Raw genomic sequence first — 15931 nt, 5'->3', positions numbered from 1 at the left:
CTTTCATGGCCCTCTCATGCTGCCTCATGTCCCAGGCTCTGGCGCAGGTCGTGGTCACACCCTCGATCAGTACGAAAGCGACATACACGGATGGACGCAGTACGTCGGCGAATTCGGATGGCGAGTTCCTTGTTGAGGTCACGCCGCGGATCAGCCTGCGGGAAAATCAGGGCTTCCTGACGGGGTCGATGGATGCGTCGCTGAAGAACATCAAGTACTTCAACGATTCGTCGCGAAGCACTTCTTTTGTCGCCTTTCGTGGCGAGGGGCATTTCGAAGCCGTTGAAGATGTTTTCTTCATCGATGCCAGCGGTTCCGTCTCGAGGAATGACCGTTCGGCCTTTGCCTCCCGCTCGGAATCCGATTCGCTCAATACCAGCGCCAGCAACGAAACCCGCTTCTTCTCGATTGCCCCCCGGCTGCAGTTTCACCTTGGCAACTTTGCCGATGGGCGCCTGCAGTACTCGTCAACCTGGAACAGTGGTGGATCGAAGGCAGTTTCTGCACAGCGCGTCGGGCAGCTCAGCCTGAATCTGGACAATCGCCGAAACTCCGGGCCGCTGGGCTGGTTCGCGGGGTACGACCGGGTGACGACCAAGTACGACGGTGATATTCGCGACGTCACACGTGAAGTTGCGCGCATCGGGCCTACCTATCGATTGACGCCACAGTTCACCCTGAGGGCGTCGGTCGGCCGTGAATCGAATGACTACGCATCGAGTGGTACGAGGTCCGACAACACCTATGGCTTCGGCTTTGATTGGGTGCCCACGATTCGAACCAGTCTGAGTGCGTTTTCCGAAGAGCGCATCTTTGGCCGTGGATACGATGTGCGATTCAAGCACCGCATGCGCCGCAGCCAGTTCAATCTCAGTTTTTCCCGATCGTTTTCGTCCTCGACCAACGTCGTACAGAAGTCGCTTGAGGACTACTACTACGATCTGATCTATTCAAGTCTGACCGGAATCGAAGACGAAGCCCAACGTGATGCGCTGACGCGCATCTTGCTGGTGCAACTGGGACTCGACGGCGCGAGTGGACAAATCGGTTTTGTCTCCAATGCTCAGGTGCTGACTCGACAGTTCAGGGCCGGGTGGTCGATTACAGGTGTTCGTAACACGCTGACCGTATCGTATGACCAGCGTGAGTCGGAAAATCAGTCCACGGATCTGATTCTGTCCGGGCTCGACGATTTCGCCATCAGCCGTCAGATCAAGTCCAAATCGATGATTGTCTCGCTGGCGCACCGACTTTCCGGTTTTACCTCTCTCAACACATCGTTGAGCAGAACGCGGTCGGAGGGCAGTGGATCAGCGGGACGTGAGCAGCAGAACACGGGTTTCAGCCTCGGGCTGACGCGTCGTCTCGGTGCCAAAACCAATGGTGGGCTGACCTACACCCACACCAAACGTACGGGCGACTTCGCCCGTGACACCAACACGCTGACCGCTACGCTGGGTATCAGGTTCTAAGCCATGTACGAAACGTATTACAAGCTCGCCGGAAAGCCCTTCCAGCTCAACCCGGATCCGGCTTTTTTCTTTGGAAGCCGCGGACACAAGCGCGCGATGGCCTATCTGGAATACGGTCTTCACCAGAATGAAGGCTTCATCGTCATCACGGGTGAGATCGGCGCGGGCAAGACAACCCTTGTCCGGAGCCTGATGCAGAAGCTCGATTCGTCCAAGGTGGTCGCCGCTCAGCTGGTCAGTACGCAGATCGACGCCGATGACATCCTCCGGCTGGTAGCGGCGGCGTTCGGCGTGCCCAGCAAGAATCTGGACAAGGCGGATCTGCTGCTCGCGATCGAGACCTTCCTGGTCTCTCTGACGGCTGCTGGAAAGCGGGCGCTTCTGGTCGTAGACGAAGCGCAGAACCTTACGCCGCGCGCTGTTGAAGAACTGCGCATGCTGTCCAACTTCCAGCTCGAAGATCACGCCTTGCTCCAAAGCTTTCTGATCGGACAGCCCGAGTTCCGCGACATCATGCAAAGCGCCGAGATGCAGCAGCTTCGTCAGCGGGTTATCGCGTCGTACCACCTCGGACCGCTTGACGTCGAGGAGACGAAGGCTTACATCGAGCACCGGCTGAAACATGTCGGCTGGCATCACGACTCCCCGAGTTTCTCTGCGGACGCGTTCGAAGCCATCTATCGCACGACCGGTGGCATTCCGCGTCGAATCAACACGCTTTGTGACCGACTCCTGCTGGCGGGTTTCCTCGGAGAAAAGCTTGCGCTGACGGCCAAGGACGTGAATGAAGTGTCGGTGGAAATGAAGGAGGAGCAACGTATTGGCAGAAATGCCAGTCCGGCGCGCCTGATTTCTGCCGGGCGTCCCACGCAGCGGGCGTCGGGCGAGGTCAATGCCCTTCCTGAACTGGCAAAGCTCGTGTCTGATCCGCGAATGGCGGAGCAGATCGCAACCCTGGCCGAGAATTTCGACGCGAGCCGTGTCGAGTTCCGCCTGGGGCAGCTTGAGCAGACCGTTTCTGCATTGCTGCAGATGCTCAACGGTGCCGTGACGACCCAATCGATCGAAGACCCGGATAAAGACAAGGCTTCCCAATGAGTTCCACCCCTGCCAAGACGGCTCCCGTGATCTGCGTGGTCGGTGCGCGTCCGAACTACATGAAGATGGCGCCGATTCTGAGAGCGTTTGCAAATCACTCCCCGGTGATTCCGACGCTGCTCGTGCATACGGGGCAGCACTACGACGCTGCCATGAACGACCGTCTTTTCAGCGATCTGGAGCTTCCGCGCCCCGATATCAATCTTGAGGTCGGATCCGGTTCGCACGCGGTCCAGACGGCCGAGGTGATGAAGCGCTTCGAGCCGGTGATTGACGAGCACGGTGCTCGGGCAGTGCTGGTGGTTGGCGACGTGAATTCGACCCTGGCGTGTGCCCTGGTGGCAGCAAAACGTCACATCCCGGTTGTCCATGTGGAATCGGGGTTGCGTAGCGGTGATCGCCGCATGCCTGAAGAGGTCAATCGGGTGCTGACCGATCAGATCTCCGATTTGCTCTACACGACGGAGCGCTCCGCACTGGACAACCTGACGCGTGAGGGGATTGCTGCCGAGCGCGTGCATTTTGTTGGCAATGTCATGATCGACACGCTGGTGGCGAACCGTCGCAAGGCAGTGCCGGCCGACAGGATCCTTGCCGAGGCGGGATACGATCCGGCGCGCATTGAAAACGGCTACGGTGTCGTGACCATGCACCGGCCGTCGAATGTGGACGTGCCTGAAACCCTCACTCGTCTCATAGGTGCGCTTCACCAGGTCAGTCAGGATCTGCCGCTGGTGTTCGCCATGCATCCGCGTACCCGCAAGAACATCGAGGCCTTCGGCCTTGCACACCTCCTCGATTCGCCCGGCTTCATCGTGCTGCCACCGCAGGGTTATCTCGAGATGGTCGGCCTCATGTCTGGCGCCCGTATCGTGCTGACGGACTCTGGCGGCATGCAGGAAGAGACGACGGCACTCGGCGTACCGTGTCTGACCATGCGCGAGAATACCGAGCGGCCGATCACGGTCGAGCAGGGCACCAACACCATGGTCGGCGTGAGCGCGCAGGCGATTCTGGATGGGGCAGCCGATGTGCTGGCAACGGGTGGTAAAGGTGGCCGTGCGCCCGAACTCTGGGACGGTTGTGCCGCAGAGCGTATTGCCGCGCACTTGAACGAATGGCTTGAGCGCAAGGAAGAGGCTGAAGCCCGATGAGTATCGTCAATGCCCTGACCATCGATGTCGAGGACTATTTCCAGGTCTCGGCATTGGCGCCGCATTTTCCGCCCAAGACCTGGGACGCCATACCCTGTCGTGTGGAACGCAACATGAACGTGCTGCTTTCCCTGTTGCATGAGCATGGCGCGAAGGCCACTTTCTTCACGCTGGGCTGGATCGGCGAGCGTTATCCGCACCTGGTGAGGTTGATTGCCATGGAAGGGCATGAACTCGCGAGCCACGGCTACGCGCATCAGCGCGCGACCGACCAGACGCGCGAGGCGTTCCTGTCCGATATTTCGCTGGCCAAGACCGTGCTCGAGGATATCGCTGGTGTTGAAGTCCGCGGTTATCGAGCACCGAGTTTTTCGATCGGCACCTCGAACCCCTGGGCTCATGACTGCATCGCGGAGGCGGGTTACGCCTACAGCTCCAGCGTCTATCCCGTCAAACACGACCATTACGGCCTGCCGGACGCGCCGCGTTTTCCGTACCAATTGGACTCAGGCCTCGTTGAGATGCCGATTTCCACGGTGCGATATCTCGGACGCAACCTGCCTGCCGGTGGCGGGGGCTACTTCCGGTTTCTGCCGTATTCAGCATCCCGCTGGCTGATTCGTCAGGTCAACGAGCGAGACGGCAAGCCGGCCATGTTCTATCTCCACCCGTGGGAAGTCGATCCCGATCAACCGCGCGTTCAGGGCACCACAGCAAAGACCCGCTTCCGTCACTATGTGAATCTGTCCCGCACTGAGGATCGTTTGCGCCGGCTCATGAACGATTTTTCATGGGGCCGCATGGACCAGGTCTTTCTCGACGCCGCCTGACTCAGCCAGCTTCTTATCTATGACTCCGGATTCAATTACCGTTCGAACGCTAACGGACGACGCGCTTGAGGCTTGGGATGCATTTGTCTATGCAACTCCGGAAGCGACGTTTTTTCATCGCGGTGCCTGGAAGGGCATCATCGAGTCCGTGTTTCGCCACAAGACGCATTTTCTGATGGCAGAGCAGGGCGGTCGCGTCATTGGTGTATTGCCTTTGGCGGAAGTGAAAAGTCGCCTGTTCGGGCACGCCATGACCTCGCTGCCATTCTGCGTTTACGGCGGTCCGGTCGGTACGCCCGAGGCTGTCGATGCACTCGAGGCGGAAGCGGATCGAATTGCGCGTCAGGCAGGCGTTCAACATCTCGAATACCGGATGCTTGAGGCTCGCCATCCGGACTGGCCCCGCCAGGATCTTTACGTCACCTTTCGCAAGGCGATCGACCCGGATGTCGAGGCCAACATGATGGCCATTCCCCGAAAACAGCGGGCGATGGTGCGCAAAGGCATCAAGAATGGCTTGCTGAGTGAAGTCGATGCCAACGCCGACCGCTTTTTTGCACTCTATTCGGACAACGTGCTGCGTCACGGGACCCCGGCTCTGCCCAAGCGTTTCTTCGAGACGTTGTTGAAAACCTTCGGTAAGGATTGCGAAGTTCTCACGGTGACGGATGCCGAAGGCAAGCCATTGTCGAGTGTCCTGAGCTTCTACTTCCGGGACGAAGTGCTGCCGTACTACGCAGGCGACGATTTCGCCGCGCGCGGACTGGCGGCCAACGATTTCAAATACTGGGAACTGATGCGACGTGCGTGTGAGCGTGGCTGTCGCATCTTTGATTACGGTCGCAGCAAGATCGGCACCGGCCCTTACAGTTTCAAGAAAAACTGGGGTTTCGAGCCGAAGCCTCTGTCCTATGAGTACCGCCTGTACAAACGTGACGAAGTTCCCCAGAACAATCCGATGAATCCGAAGTATCGCGCGTTCATCGCACTGTGGCGCCGCCTGCCGCTGCCGGTTGCCAATGCGATCGGCCCGCACATCGTCAGGAATCTCGGGTGACCCGCGCCATGGCCGTATCGCCTCCGTCGGACGAGCGCGAGGGGGCGACAGCCCCTGAGGCGGCGCAGAAACACACGCCTGCGGCATTTGTCGCCATGGCAGCTGTGTTTGTCGCGTGGCTGGTGGGCTTCTGGGGCAGTGCCGCCGGGATGTGGCACATCTGGAGTGTGTCCGCGACTTTTGCCCATGGTTTCGTCGTCCTGCCCATTGCCGTTTACCTGGTGTGGCTCAAGCGCGGCGAACTGACTCGGATGGTGCCGGATCCCGACTGGCTGGCGGTGCTCCCACTGGCCTTGTCGACGGCGGTCTGGGTGGCCGGAATCGCATTGAGCATTTCGGTGGTCGAGCACGTGTTCGCCGTGTTTGCACTGATCAGTGCCATGTGGCTGGCACTGGGGCGTGCGATCTTCAAGCGCCTGCTCTTTCCGCTGTGTTTCCTTCTGTTCATGGCGCCGGCGGGTGATTTCCTCGTCCCGACGCTGATGCACTACACCGCCGAATTCACCGTCGGCGCGCTCAGGGCCGTGGGCGTACCGGTTTTCCAGGAGGGCAACCATTTCGTCTTACCCAATGGTCGCTGGTCCGTGGTGGAAGCCTGCAGCGGGATTCGCTACCTGATTGCCTCGTTCATGGTCGGTACACTGTTCGCGTACCTTAACTACCGTTCTGCCGTCCGCCGCACCGTCTTTGCCATTTTTTCGCTGTTGTTGCCGATCGTCGCGAACTGGCTGCGTGCCTTCATGATCGTGATGCTCGGTTACCTGAGTGACAACAAGATCGCAGCGGGCGTCGATCACCTGATCTATGGTTGGGTTTTCTTCGGGTTCGTGATCCTCTTCATGTTCTGGGTGGGCAATCGTTGGGCTGAGCCTGAGCCTTCTGGCGACCGTCTCGCCGTGCCGGTTGCGCGTGAGCGTCGTGGGGCTTACGCCGGAGCGCTGGTCGCTTGCGTGTGCCTGGTCGCGTCTGCCGCGCTGGCGACCTTGAGCACCCCGATCGACCGGCAGCTCGACGTGTCGCTTGAACTGCCGGCAGACCTGAATGGATGGCAACCAGCGCAAGGGCTGAACTATCGACCGTCTCTCAATGGTTACCGAGCATATGCCGAACGGACTTACGCTTCCGAGGCCGGCATCATCGCTATCCATGTCGGGGTCTATGCTCACCAGGTACCCGGCAAGGAGTTGGTTCATTGGTCCAATCGTCTGACGCCGAAAGAGGATGACGTGTGGCGCGTAATCGACCAGCGGCGTGTCAGGCTTGACGGGATCGAGGCCGAGCGCATGCTCTTCGACAGCCCCCGGCGTCGTCTGACGGTCTGGAGTTGGTACCAGATCGGGGATCGCGCCGTCTCGGGAGAAGTGATGGCCAAGTTGCTGACCGCGCAGCGCCGGGTGCTCACCGGTTCCGATGCCGGCGCGCGGATCGTTGTTGTGGTACCCGACGAAGGCGATGCCGCTAACGCCGTGTTCGAGCGTTTCATGGCGGACAATGGCCTGGCGCTGCGGACCCTCGTCCTCAAGGCTGAGGCCGGGTTGCTGTGACGCAGCTCGATGCCACGCCCCTTGTGGCCCACGTACTCTACAACTTTGATATTGGTGGCCTGGAAAATGGTGTCGTCAATCTGATCAATCAGATGCCGCCGGACCGCTATCGTCACGTCGTGATTGCGCTTGCGCAGTGCGAGCCCTCGTTCTGCCAGCGGGTCACACGTCCGGATGTCGAATTCATCTCGATCCACAAGCCGCCCGGGAACGGATTCAGGATATTCGGGCGGCTGTTCAGAGAATTCCGGCGACTGCGTCCGGCGATCGTGCACACCCGGAATCTGGCCGCGCTCGAAATGACCGTGCCGGCGAAGCTGGCAGGCGTCTCGGCACGCATTCACGGTGAGCACGGTTGGGATAATTCCGATCCGGACGGTCAATCGAGAAAATATCGCCTGATTCGGCGCATGTATGCCCCGTTCGTGACGCATTACATCGCGTTGTCATCCCATATTTCGCGATATTTGACCCAAGGCGTGGGGATCCGGAGCCGGCGTATCACGCGTATATGCAACGGTGTGGACGCGAGCCGCTTTTCTCCGGGCCCCAAGGTTGTGCCTGACCAGGCACCGGCAGGCTTCTTTGACACCACCGGCGTCGTTTTCGGTACTGTCGGACGCTTGCAGTCGGTCAAGGATCAAATGGCGCTGTTGCGAGCGGTCGCTCAGTGGAGAGCCACTGGCAGCGAGCATGCAGATGCAGCGCGGATCGTGATTGTCGGTGACGGACCGATGCGAAAGGCGCTTGAGGACTACGCAAGTGAGCAACATATCGCGCAGTGCGTATGGTTTGCCGGTGCGCGGGACAATGTGCCGGCGTTGATGCGCAGCATGGATGTGTTTGTGTTGCCCTCTCTGGCCGAGGGTATTTCGAACACCCTGCTCGAAGCGATGGCAACTGGACTACCCGTCATTGCCACGGCGGTTGGGGGCAATACGGAACTGGTCGACGACGGGATCACGGGGCATCTGGTTGCGCCGGGCGCACCGGAGCAATGGGTAGCTGTGCTTGAAGCGATGGCGGGCGACCCGGGCCAACGTGCCGTCATGTCGGTCAGTGCCAGACAACGGGTCGAGGCGCATTTCAGCCTCGATGCGATGGTGAAGAATTACATGGCTGTGTATGACGACGCGCTGGGCGTGAGCCGTGACACGGTTGAAACAGTGAACAAGGGAATCTGAATCAATGTGCGGTATCGCCGGTCTTTTTGATCTGAACGGACGTCGCGAATTTTCGAAAGATCTCGTGGCGCGGATGAATGATGTTCAGTTCCATCGCGGGCCGGACGAGGGCGGCTTTCACTTCGAGCCGGGCGTCGCGCTGGCCCATCGCCGCCTGTCGATTATCGATCTGGCGACCGGGCAGCAACCCTTGTTCAACGAAGATCATTCGGTATCCGTGGTCTTCAATGGGGAAATCTACAACTTCCAGGAACTGGTCCCTGAACTCCAGGCACTTGGCCACCAGTTCAGGACGCACAGTGACACCGAAGTGATCGTCCATGCTTGGGAGGCGTGGGGCGAAGATTGCGTCAAGCGCTTCCGGGGCATGTTCGCCTTTGCCCTCTGGGATCGGAACCAGGGTGTTCTCTTTCTCGCGCGCGACCGTCTCGGCGTCAAACCGCTCTATTACGCAATGCTCGAAGATGGCAGTTTCGCCTTCGGGTCGGAACTCAAGGTACTGATGGCACACCCGGCGCTCAGCCGCGAGGTCGATCCGCTCGCGGTGGAAGAGTATTTCGCGCTGGGTTATGTGGCAGAGCCGAGAACGATCTACAAGGGCGCCTGCAAGCTCGATCCGGGCCATACCCTGTGCCTGCGTCGTGGCCAGCCCGTACCCGAGAGCAAAGCGTATTGGGACGTCCAATTCACTCTGAACAATCCGGTGAGTTTCGACGACGCGCTCGAAGAGCTTGATGCTCGCCTGAAGGAATCGATCCGGTTGCGCATGATCTCTGAAGTGCCGCTCGGTGCCTTCCTCTCGGGAGGGGTTGATTCCAGCGCGGTCGTGGCGACAATGGCGGGGCTTTCGTCGGGACGAGTGAATACCTGCTCGATCGCTTTTGACGATCCTGCCTTCAACGAGTCCGAGTTTGCGCGCATGGTGGCCGAACGCTACCAGACCGATCACCACGTCGAGACCGTCAAGTCGGACGACTTCGACCTGATCGACTCCCTGTCGGAGCTGTACGACGAGCCCTACGCCGATAGCTCGGCGATTCCGACGTATCGCGTATGTCAGCTGGCGCGTAAACATGTGACGGTGGCCCTGTCCGGTGATGGTGGCGATGAAAATTTCGGGGGTTACCGCCGGTATCGTTTGCACATGATGGAGCAGCGCATGCGGGATGCAATGCCCATCGGTATTCGTCGTCCTGTGTTCGGGATGCTCGGGCAGCTGTATCCGAAAGCGGATTGGGCGCCTCGCGTCTTCCGCGCCAAAACGACCTTCCAGGCGCTGGCCCGCGATTCGGTGCAGGCCTATTTCCATTCGGTGTCGATCCTTCGCGATGATATGAGAGCACAGGTGTTCTCACCTGCATTCAAGGCGAAACTCGGGGGCTACAACGCACTGGAGGTGTTCCGGCGCCACGCTGCCAACGCGCAGACCGATGATGCGCTGGCGCAGATTCAGTATCTCGACATCAAGACCTACCTGGTGGGCGACATCAACACCAAGGTCGATCGCGCCAGCATGGCGCACTCGCTCGAAGTGCGTGAGCCGCTGATGGATCATCCGCTGATCGAGTGGCTGGCCACGCTGCCCAATGATATGAAGATTCGCGGGCAGGAAGGCAAATTCCTGTTCAAGAAGGCGATGGAGCCGCATCTGCCCAATGATGTGCTCTACCGGCCCAAGATGGGATTCTCCGTGCCGCTGGCGCGCTGGTTCCGCGGCCCCTTGCGCGAACGCGTGCAGCAGGCCCTGACCAGCCCGATCATGGCCGATTCGGGCGTGTTCGACATGCCGATGCTCGCCAGGATCGTGGCGGACCACCAAAGCGGTCGTCGCGACTACAGCTCACCGATCTGGACCTTGCTGATGTTTGAATCCTTCTTGCGTCGCAGCCAGGGAGAAATGCGCCGGGAGGCGGCATGAGCCTCAAGATTCTGCATGTGCTGGATCACTCGCTCCCGCTGCACAGTGGTTACACGTTCCGGACACTCTCCATCCTGCGCGAACAACGCGCCCGGGGTTGGGATACGATGCACCTGACCACCCCCAAGCAGGGTGTCACCGACGTCGCATCCGAAACGGTCGATGGCTGGACGTTTCATCGAACGCCCACGGCCACGGAACTTGGTCTGGTGGCGCAGATGAAAGCCACCGCAGCGCGACTCGATGCGCTGGTCACCGAGACTCGACCCGACATCATTCATGCGCATTCGCCGGTGCTCAATGCCCTGCCTGCGCTTTGGGTCGGGCGCAAGCACAAGATCCCCGTCGTTTATGAGATGCGCGCCTCCTGGGAAGACGCGGCGGTTGATCACGGCACGACGACCGAAGGCAGCTTGCGCTACAGGATTTCCCGTGCCCTCGAGAGCTTCGCATTGCGCCGGGCGACACAGGTCACGACCATCTGCGAAGGACTGCGCAAGGACATCACGGTGCGCGGTGTTGACCCCACCAAGGTGACGGTCATTCCCAATGCCGTCGATGTCCAGGGCTTTCGCTTCGGCGCCGAAGCGGACCCGGAGCTGCGACGAAAGCTGGGTCTGGATGCTTGTACCGTGCTCGGTTTTGCCGGTTCGTTCTACGGGTACGAAGGTCTTGCCGATTTGATCCGTGCCGTTGAAAGGCTGGTCCCCGACATGCCTGATCTTCGCGTTCTTCTCGTCGGGGGTGGGCCGGAGGATGCACGCCTCAAGGCCCAGGTGGCCGAGGCGGGTCTCGCGGACAAGGTGGTCTTCACTGGCCGTGTGCCTCATGCCGAAGTCCAGCGTTACTACGAATTGATCGACGTGCTGGCCTATCCGCGCCTGCCGATCCGCCTGACCGAGCTGGTCACCCCGCTCAAACCGCTCGAAGCGATGGCACAGGGTCGTATCTTCGTGGCTTCCGACGTAGGTGGTCACCGGGAACTGATCCGCGATGGCGAGACGGGCTACCTGTTCAAGGCCGGGCAGGTCGATGCGTTGGCCGCTTGCATCCGCAAGGCGCTGGACCATAGAGATGCGTGGGACGTCATCCGGCGCAATGGGCGGCGCTACGTGGAAGAGGAACGGAACTGGGCCAATAGCGTATCGCGCTACGTGGGTGTTTACGAGCAGGCGCTGGCAAAGTTCGGCCGCCAGGCCTCACTCGGCTGAGGGCGCAACATGTGTGGCATTCACGGTATCTACCGCTTTGACCGTCAGACGGTCGAAGCGCCCCTGCTCTCGGCGATGGGGCAGATCACGCAGCATCGCGGGCCCGACGACGAAGGCATGCACATCGATGGCGAATGCGGCATCGGCATGCGCCGTCTGTCGATCATCGATCTGGCGGGTGGTCACCAGCCCCTGTCCGATATGTCGGAGCAGACCTGGCTGGTGTGCAACGGCGAAATCTACAATTTCCGGGAGTTGCGGGCTGAACTCGAAGCGTCGGGGCACCGGTTCAAGACGGGCTCAGATTGCGAGGTGTTGTTGCACCTCTACCGGGCCGAAGGTGATGAGTTCATTCATCGCCTCAATGGCATGTTCAATTTCGCCCTCTGGGATGCGCCGCGCCGCCGTCTCCTGATTGGTCGGGACCGTCTCGGCGTCAAGCCGCTTTATCTGTATCGCGATTCGAAGGTCCTGGCGTTCGCGACCGAAGCCAAGGCGCTCTTTGCCGTGCCGGGCATTTCGCCGTCCCTCAACCGGGAAGCCCTGTCCTCCTACCTGACCCTGGGGTACGTGGCTGCGCCTCACTCGATGTTCGAGCACGTCGAAAAACTGCCCCCCGCGACCATGATGTCCATCGACGCCAGCGGCGTGCGCCAGTGGCAGTACTGGAAGATGCCGGCTACCGTCGACAACACGCTGACCGAAGCCGACTGGATCGAGCGTACCCGGGTCGAAATGGAAGCGGCGGTGCACCGCCAGATGGTCAGTGATGTGCCCATCGGTGCTTTCCTGTCCGGTGGCGTGGATTCCTCGGCTGTCGTGGGCTTCATGGCGCGGCACAGTGACCAGCCCATCAAGACCTATGCGATCGGATTCGATGGCGGCGCCGCAGAAACGCTATACAACGAGTTGCCGTACGCGCGTCGTGTCGCCGAGCTGTTCGGGACGGAGCATCGAGAGATCGTGGTCAAACCGGACGTGGTTTCCTTGCTGCCGAAGCTGCTCTGGCACATGGACGAACCGCTCGCGGACACCGCCTTCATCACCACCTATCTGGTCTCCCAGTTCGCCCGCCAGGACGTGACCGTGATTCTGTCGGGTGTCGGGGGGGATGAGCTGTACGGCGGTTATCGCCGTTATCTGGGGCAGCACTACCAGCGCAAGTTCGACCGCATTCCCGGCTTTGCCAAGCGACTCATGGGGTTCGCCGCCGACCATCTGCCGGCCGACCGCCATTCGAAAGTCCTCAACCTGTTGCGCCTCGCCAAGGGCTTTCTCGCGTCCGAAGGCCTGCCGGCCGACGTGCGCTATGCAAACTACCTGCGCATCATGGATGCGGCGCGGGTGACGGCCATGCTGGGCCCCGACGCGGGCGCCTTCGATCCCATGCACGGCGCGTTCGAAATGGCCGGAAACGACGACGAACTCAATCGCATGTTTGCCGTCGATGCGGCGACTCAACTGCCCGACGATCTGCTGCTGCTCACCGACAAGATGAGCATGGCGGTGTCGCTCGAGTGTCGCGTCCCTCTGCTCGACCATACGTTGGCCGAGTCGGCGGCCACCATGCCGGCGCATATCAAGGTCAAGGGCGGGCGGCTCAAGCACGTCATGAAGCAGTCCCTGGCAGATCTGCTGCCCGACGACATCCTCAATCGCAAGAAGCGCGGCTTCGGCACGCCCATGGGCGCCTGGCTCAAGCGCGAACTGGCGCCGCTGCTCAACGGGTTGCTCAATGACAAGGTGGTCGGTGAGCGCGGTCTCTTCGATGCCCGGGCGGTGACTGCGCTGATCCGGGATCACGAGTCGAATCGCATGGATGGCACTGATGCGCTCATCGCACTCATGAACCTCGAGATCTGGAGTCGCATGTTCCTCGACGGTCGTTCGCCCGATGACGTTGCCACCGAACTCAAGAGTTACGTCTGATGAAAATCCTGTACGTCTGTCATCGCTTTCCGTTCCCGCCCAAGCGGGGGGGGAAGATTCGCCCGTTCAACATGATCCGTCACTTCTCGCAGCAGCATGAAGTGACCGTGTGCTCGCTGGTCCGCTCCGACGAGGAGGCGGCTGAAGGGCAGGGCCTGGAGGCACATTGCGCGCACTTTGAAATGGGGCGGGTCTCCAATCCGGTGCAAACCCTGCGGATGGTGGCTCGCCTGCCGACGCTTACGCCCTCATCGATGGGGTTTTTCTACTGCCCCGATCTTGCCCGCCGTGTGAAGGCACTGGTGGCCAGAGAGAAGTTCGACCTCATATTCGTTCATTGCTCATCCGTGGCGCAGTACGTTGAGGATATAGAGGGCATCCCCAAGATCCTCGATTTTGGCGACATGGATTCGCAGAAATGGCTCGAATACGTCAAGTTCAAGCCATTTCCGCTCAACATGGGGTACTGGCTCGAGGGCACCAAGATGGAGCGCGCCGAGCGCCGTCTGGCCACGCGTTTCAACATGTGCACCGCCACGACGCGGGCCGAGTGGGAAACGCTTGAATCCTACGAAACCGGTGTGTCCACGGGCTGGTTTCCGAATGGCGTCGATGCCGGTTTCTTCAAGCCGGACGGCGAAGGCTACGACCCGGACCTGATTTCCTTCATCGGGCGCATGGACTACTACCCGAACCAGGAGTGCATGTTCGACTTCTGCAAGCGTATCTGGCCGCTGCTCAAGGCCCGACGACCGTCGCTCAAGCTGGTGATCGTCGGCGCCGACCCGATCCCGGCCGTGCGCAAGCTTGAGGAACTCGACGGTGTGACGGTGACCGGTTCCGTGCCGGATGTCAGACCGTATATCCTGCGCTCTGCCTTGATGGTGGCGCCGCTGAATATCGCTCGCGGGACGCAGAACAAGATTCTTGAAGCCATGGCCATGGGCGTGCCCGTGGTCACCAGCAAAGTGGCGGCTGGCGGCGTTGATGCAGAAGATGAGAACCATTTCCTCGTCGCTGATACGCCAGACGAGTACGCTTGCGCCATACTGCGCATCGTCGAAAATCCCGCCGAGCGTGAACGCCTTGCCATTGCTGGGCGTGAGCGTATGTTGTCGCACCACGACTGGCCCAAATCGATGGAACGCCTCGACGGCATCGTGGAGCGATGCCTCTCGGAATTTGCCAAGCAATAAGGAATTCACCAGTGAAAATCAGCATCTTCGGTCTCGGATACGTTGGCGCGGTCTCGCTCGCCTGCCTGGCGCGTGATGGGCATGACGTCATTGGTGTCGATATCGATCCGACCAAGCTCAACCTGATTCGCGAGGGCAAGACCCCGGTCGTGGAAGAGGGTATGGTCGATTTGATGCAGCAGGTGGTGGCCAGCGGTCGGGTGACCGTGACCGACGATGTGCGTCAGGCCGTTCGTGATTCGGACATGTCGCTCATCTGCGTGGGCACGCCCTCGGCCCCCAACGGCAGCCAGGATCAGGGCGCCGTCCTGCGGATCGCCGAAGACCTAGGGGCCGCGCTCCAGGATAAATCAGACGCACATGTGTTCGTGTTTCGCTCCACTCTGGTGCCGGGGACGGTCGAAGACACACTCAAACCGATCATCGAGCGGGCCTCGGGCAAGAAGGATGGCGAGGGCTTCCATGTGTGCTTCCAGCCGGAATTCCTGCGTGAAGGTTCCTCCATTCGCGACTATGACAAGCCGCCGTTCACGGTGGTCGGTGCCAACCACGAAGACGCCTACACGCGACTCGAAGGCCTGTTTGGTCATCTGCCGTGCCGCTTCCTGCGCACCTCGGTGCGCGCCGCAGAGATGATGAAGTACTGCTGCAACAACTTCCACGCGCTCAAGATCACATTCGCCAACGAGACGGCGCGTCTGTGTCACGCACTGGGCGTGGATGCCTTCGAGGTCATGGACCTGGTCTGCCAGGACACCCAGCTGAACATCTCCAAGGCGTACCTGAAGCCGGGTTTTGCCTTTGGCGGCTCGTGCCTGCCCAAGGACCTGCGCGCCACCAGCTACCTGGCCAAGATGCACGATGTGGAATTGCCGATGCTGAGCAACATCCTGGCATCGAACCGCAACCATGTGGATCTGGCGATCGAACAGATTCTGGCCACCGGCAAGCGCAAGATCGGCTTTCTCGGCCTGTCGTTCAAGACCGGGACCGACGACCTGCGGGAAAGTCCGCTGGTCACGCTGGCCGAGCAACTGATCGGCAAAGGTGTCCAGTTGTCCGTGTATGACCCGGAAGTGCATCTGTCACGTCTGCTCGGTGCCAACAAGAGCTTCATCGAACGTCATCTGCCTCATATCGGCGAGATGCTCCAGGACGATATCGAGGCGGTTGTTGCCGACTCGGAAGTGCTGGTGCTCGGTTCCGCCTCACCCATCATCCGCGAGGCGGTTGTCGCCAGGGCCCGCCCCGATCAACACCTGTTTGATCTGGTGGGTGTGGGTTCCGATTCAGGTATCAAGGCGAAGATCACCGGTCTGTGCTGGTAAGCCCGGGCCC

12 protein-coding genes are annotated in these 15931 nt (G+C 60.4%); all 12 read left to right on the top strand.

Translation table 11 applies throughout. From position 1 onward, the window contains the following. The first annotated feature begins 5 nt into the window (after positions 1 to 5). The 12 genes from J0W34_RS14770 to J0W34_RS14715 are packed head-to-tail and all read left to right on the top strand — an operon-like array spanning position 6 to position 15921. Positions 6 to 1472 (top strand): TIGR03016 family PEP-CTERM system-associated outer membrane protein, encoded by a 1467-nt coding sequence (locus J0W34_RS14770; protein ID WP_227817239.1) that lies wholly within the window; start codon positions 6 to 8, stop codon positions 1470 to 1472. Positions 1473 to 1475: 3 nt separating this feature from the next. Beyond that, the gene (locus J0W34_RS14765; RefSeq protein ID WP_227817238.1) at positions 1476 to 2570 is read left to right on the top strand and encodes an XrtA/PEP-CTERM system-associated ATPase; all 1095 of its coding nucleotides are present in this window, start codon (positions 1476 to 1478) and stop codon (positions 2568 to 2570) included. After that, the gene (wecB, locus tag J0W34_RS14760) at positions 2567 to 3724 is read left to right on the top strand and encodes a non-hydrolyzing UDP-N-acetylglucosamine 2-epimerase (protein ID WP_230969295.1); all 1158 of its coding nucleotides are present in this window, start codon (positions 2567 to 2569) and stop codon (positions 3722 to 3724) included. The genes J0W34_RS14765 and wecB overlap by 4 nt, the downstream gene beginning before the upstream one ends. Then, positions 3721 to 4554 (top strand): XrtA system polysaccharide deacetylase, encoded by an 834-nt coding sequence (locus J0W34_RS14755; protein ID WP_227817236.1) that lies wholly within the window; start codon positions 3721 to 3723, stop codon positions 4552 to 4554. Before wecB ends, J0W34_RS14755 begins: the two co-directional genes overlap by 4 nt. Before the next feature lie 19 nt (positions 4555 to 4573). Continuing rightward, on the top strand, positions 4574 to 5611 hold the full coding sequence (locus tag J0W34_RS14750) for a FemAB family XrtA/PEP-CTERM system-associated protein (RefSeq protein ID WP_227817269.1): 1038 nt from the start codon (positions 4574 to 4576) through the stop codon (positions 5609 to 5611). A gap of 8 nt (positions 5612 to 5619) precedes the next feature. After that, on the top strand, positions 5620 to 7155 hold the full coding sequence (gene xrtA / locus J0W34_RS14745; protein ID WP_230969294.1) for an exosortase A: 1536 nt from the start codon (positions 5620 to 5622) through the stop codon (positions 7153 to 7155). Beyond that, entirely contained in the window at positions 7152 to 8339 is a 1188-nt protein-coding gene (locus tag J0W34_RS14740) for a TIGR03088 family PEP-CTERM/XrtA system glycosyltransferase (RefSeq protein ID WP_230969293.1), read from the top strand. The genes xrtA and J0W34_RS14740 overlap by 4 nt, the downstream gene beginning before the upstream one ends. A gap of 4 nt (positions 8340 to 8343) precedes the next feature. Further along, positions 8344 to 10257: an XrtA/PEP-CTERM system amidotransferase gene (locus tag J0W34_RS14735; protein WP_230969292.1), complete on the top strand. Its 1914-nt coding sequence runs from the start codon at positions 8344 to 8346 to the stop codon at positions 10255 to 10257. Continuing rightward, a complete protein-coding gene (locus J0W34_RS14730; RefSeq protein ID WP_230969291.1) occupies positions 10254 to 11468 on the top strand; it encodes a TIGR04063 family PEP-CTERM/XrtA system glycosyltransferase in 1215 nt (404 codons plus the stop codon). The genes J0W34_RS14735 and J0W34_RS14730 overlap by 4 nt, the downstream gene beginning before the upstream one ends. Before the next feature lie 9 nt (positions 11469 to 11477). Continuing rightward, positions 11478 to 13397, top strand: a complete 1920-nt coding sequence (gene asnB / locus J0W34_RS14725; protein ID WP_230969290.1) for an asparagine synthase (glutamine-hydrolyzing) — start codon at positions 11478 to 11480, stop codon at positions 13395 to 13397. After that, a complete protein-coding gene (locus J0W34_RS14720) occupies positions 13397 to 14593 on the top strand; it encodes a TIGR03087 family PEP-CTERM/XrtA system glycosyltransferase (RefSeq protein WP_230969289.1) in 1197 nt (398 codons plus the stop codon). The genes asnB and J0W34_RS14720 overlap by 1 nt, the downstream gene beginning before the upstream one ends. Positions 14594 to 14604: 11 nt before the next feature. Then, positions 14605 to 15921 (top strand): nucleotide sugar dehydrogenase, encoded by a 1317-nt coding sequence (locus J0W34_RS14715; RefSeq protein WP_230969288.1) that lies wholly within the window; start codon positions 14605 to 14607, stop codon positions 15919 to 15921. The last annotated feature ends 10 nt before the right edge of the window (positions 15922 to 15931 follow it).

Origin of the sequence: Nitrogeniibacter aestuarii, from assembly GCF_017309585.1 — a bacterium.
Lineage (GTDB): Bacteria > Pseudomonadota > Gammaproteobacteria > Burkholderiales > Rhodocyclaceae > Nitrogeniibacter > Nitrogeniibacter aestuarii.
This window is presented reverse-complemented; position numbering and strand designations above follow the sequence as displayed.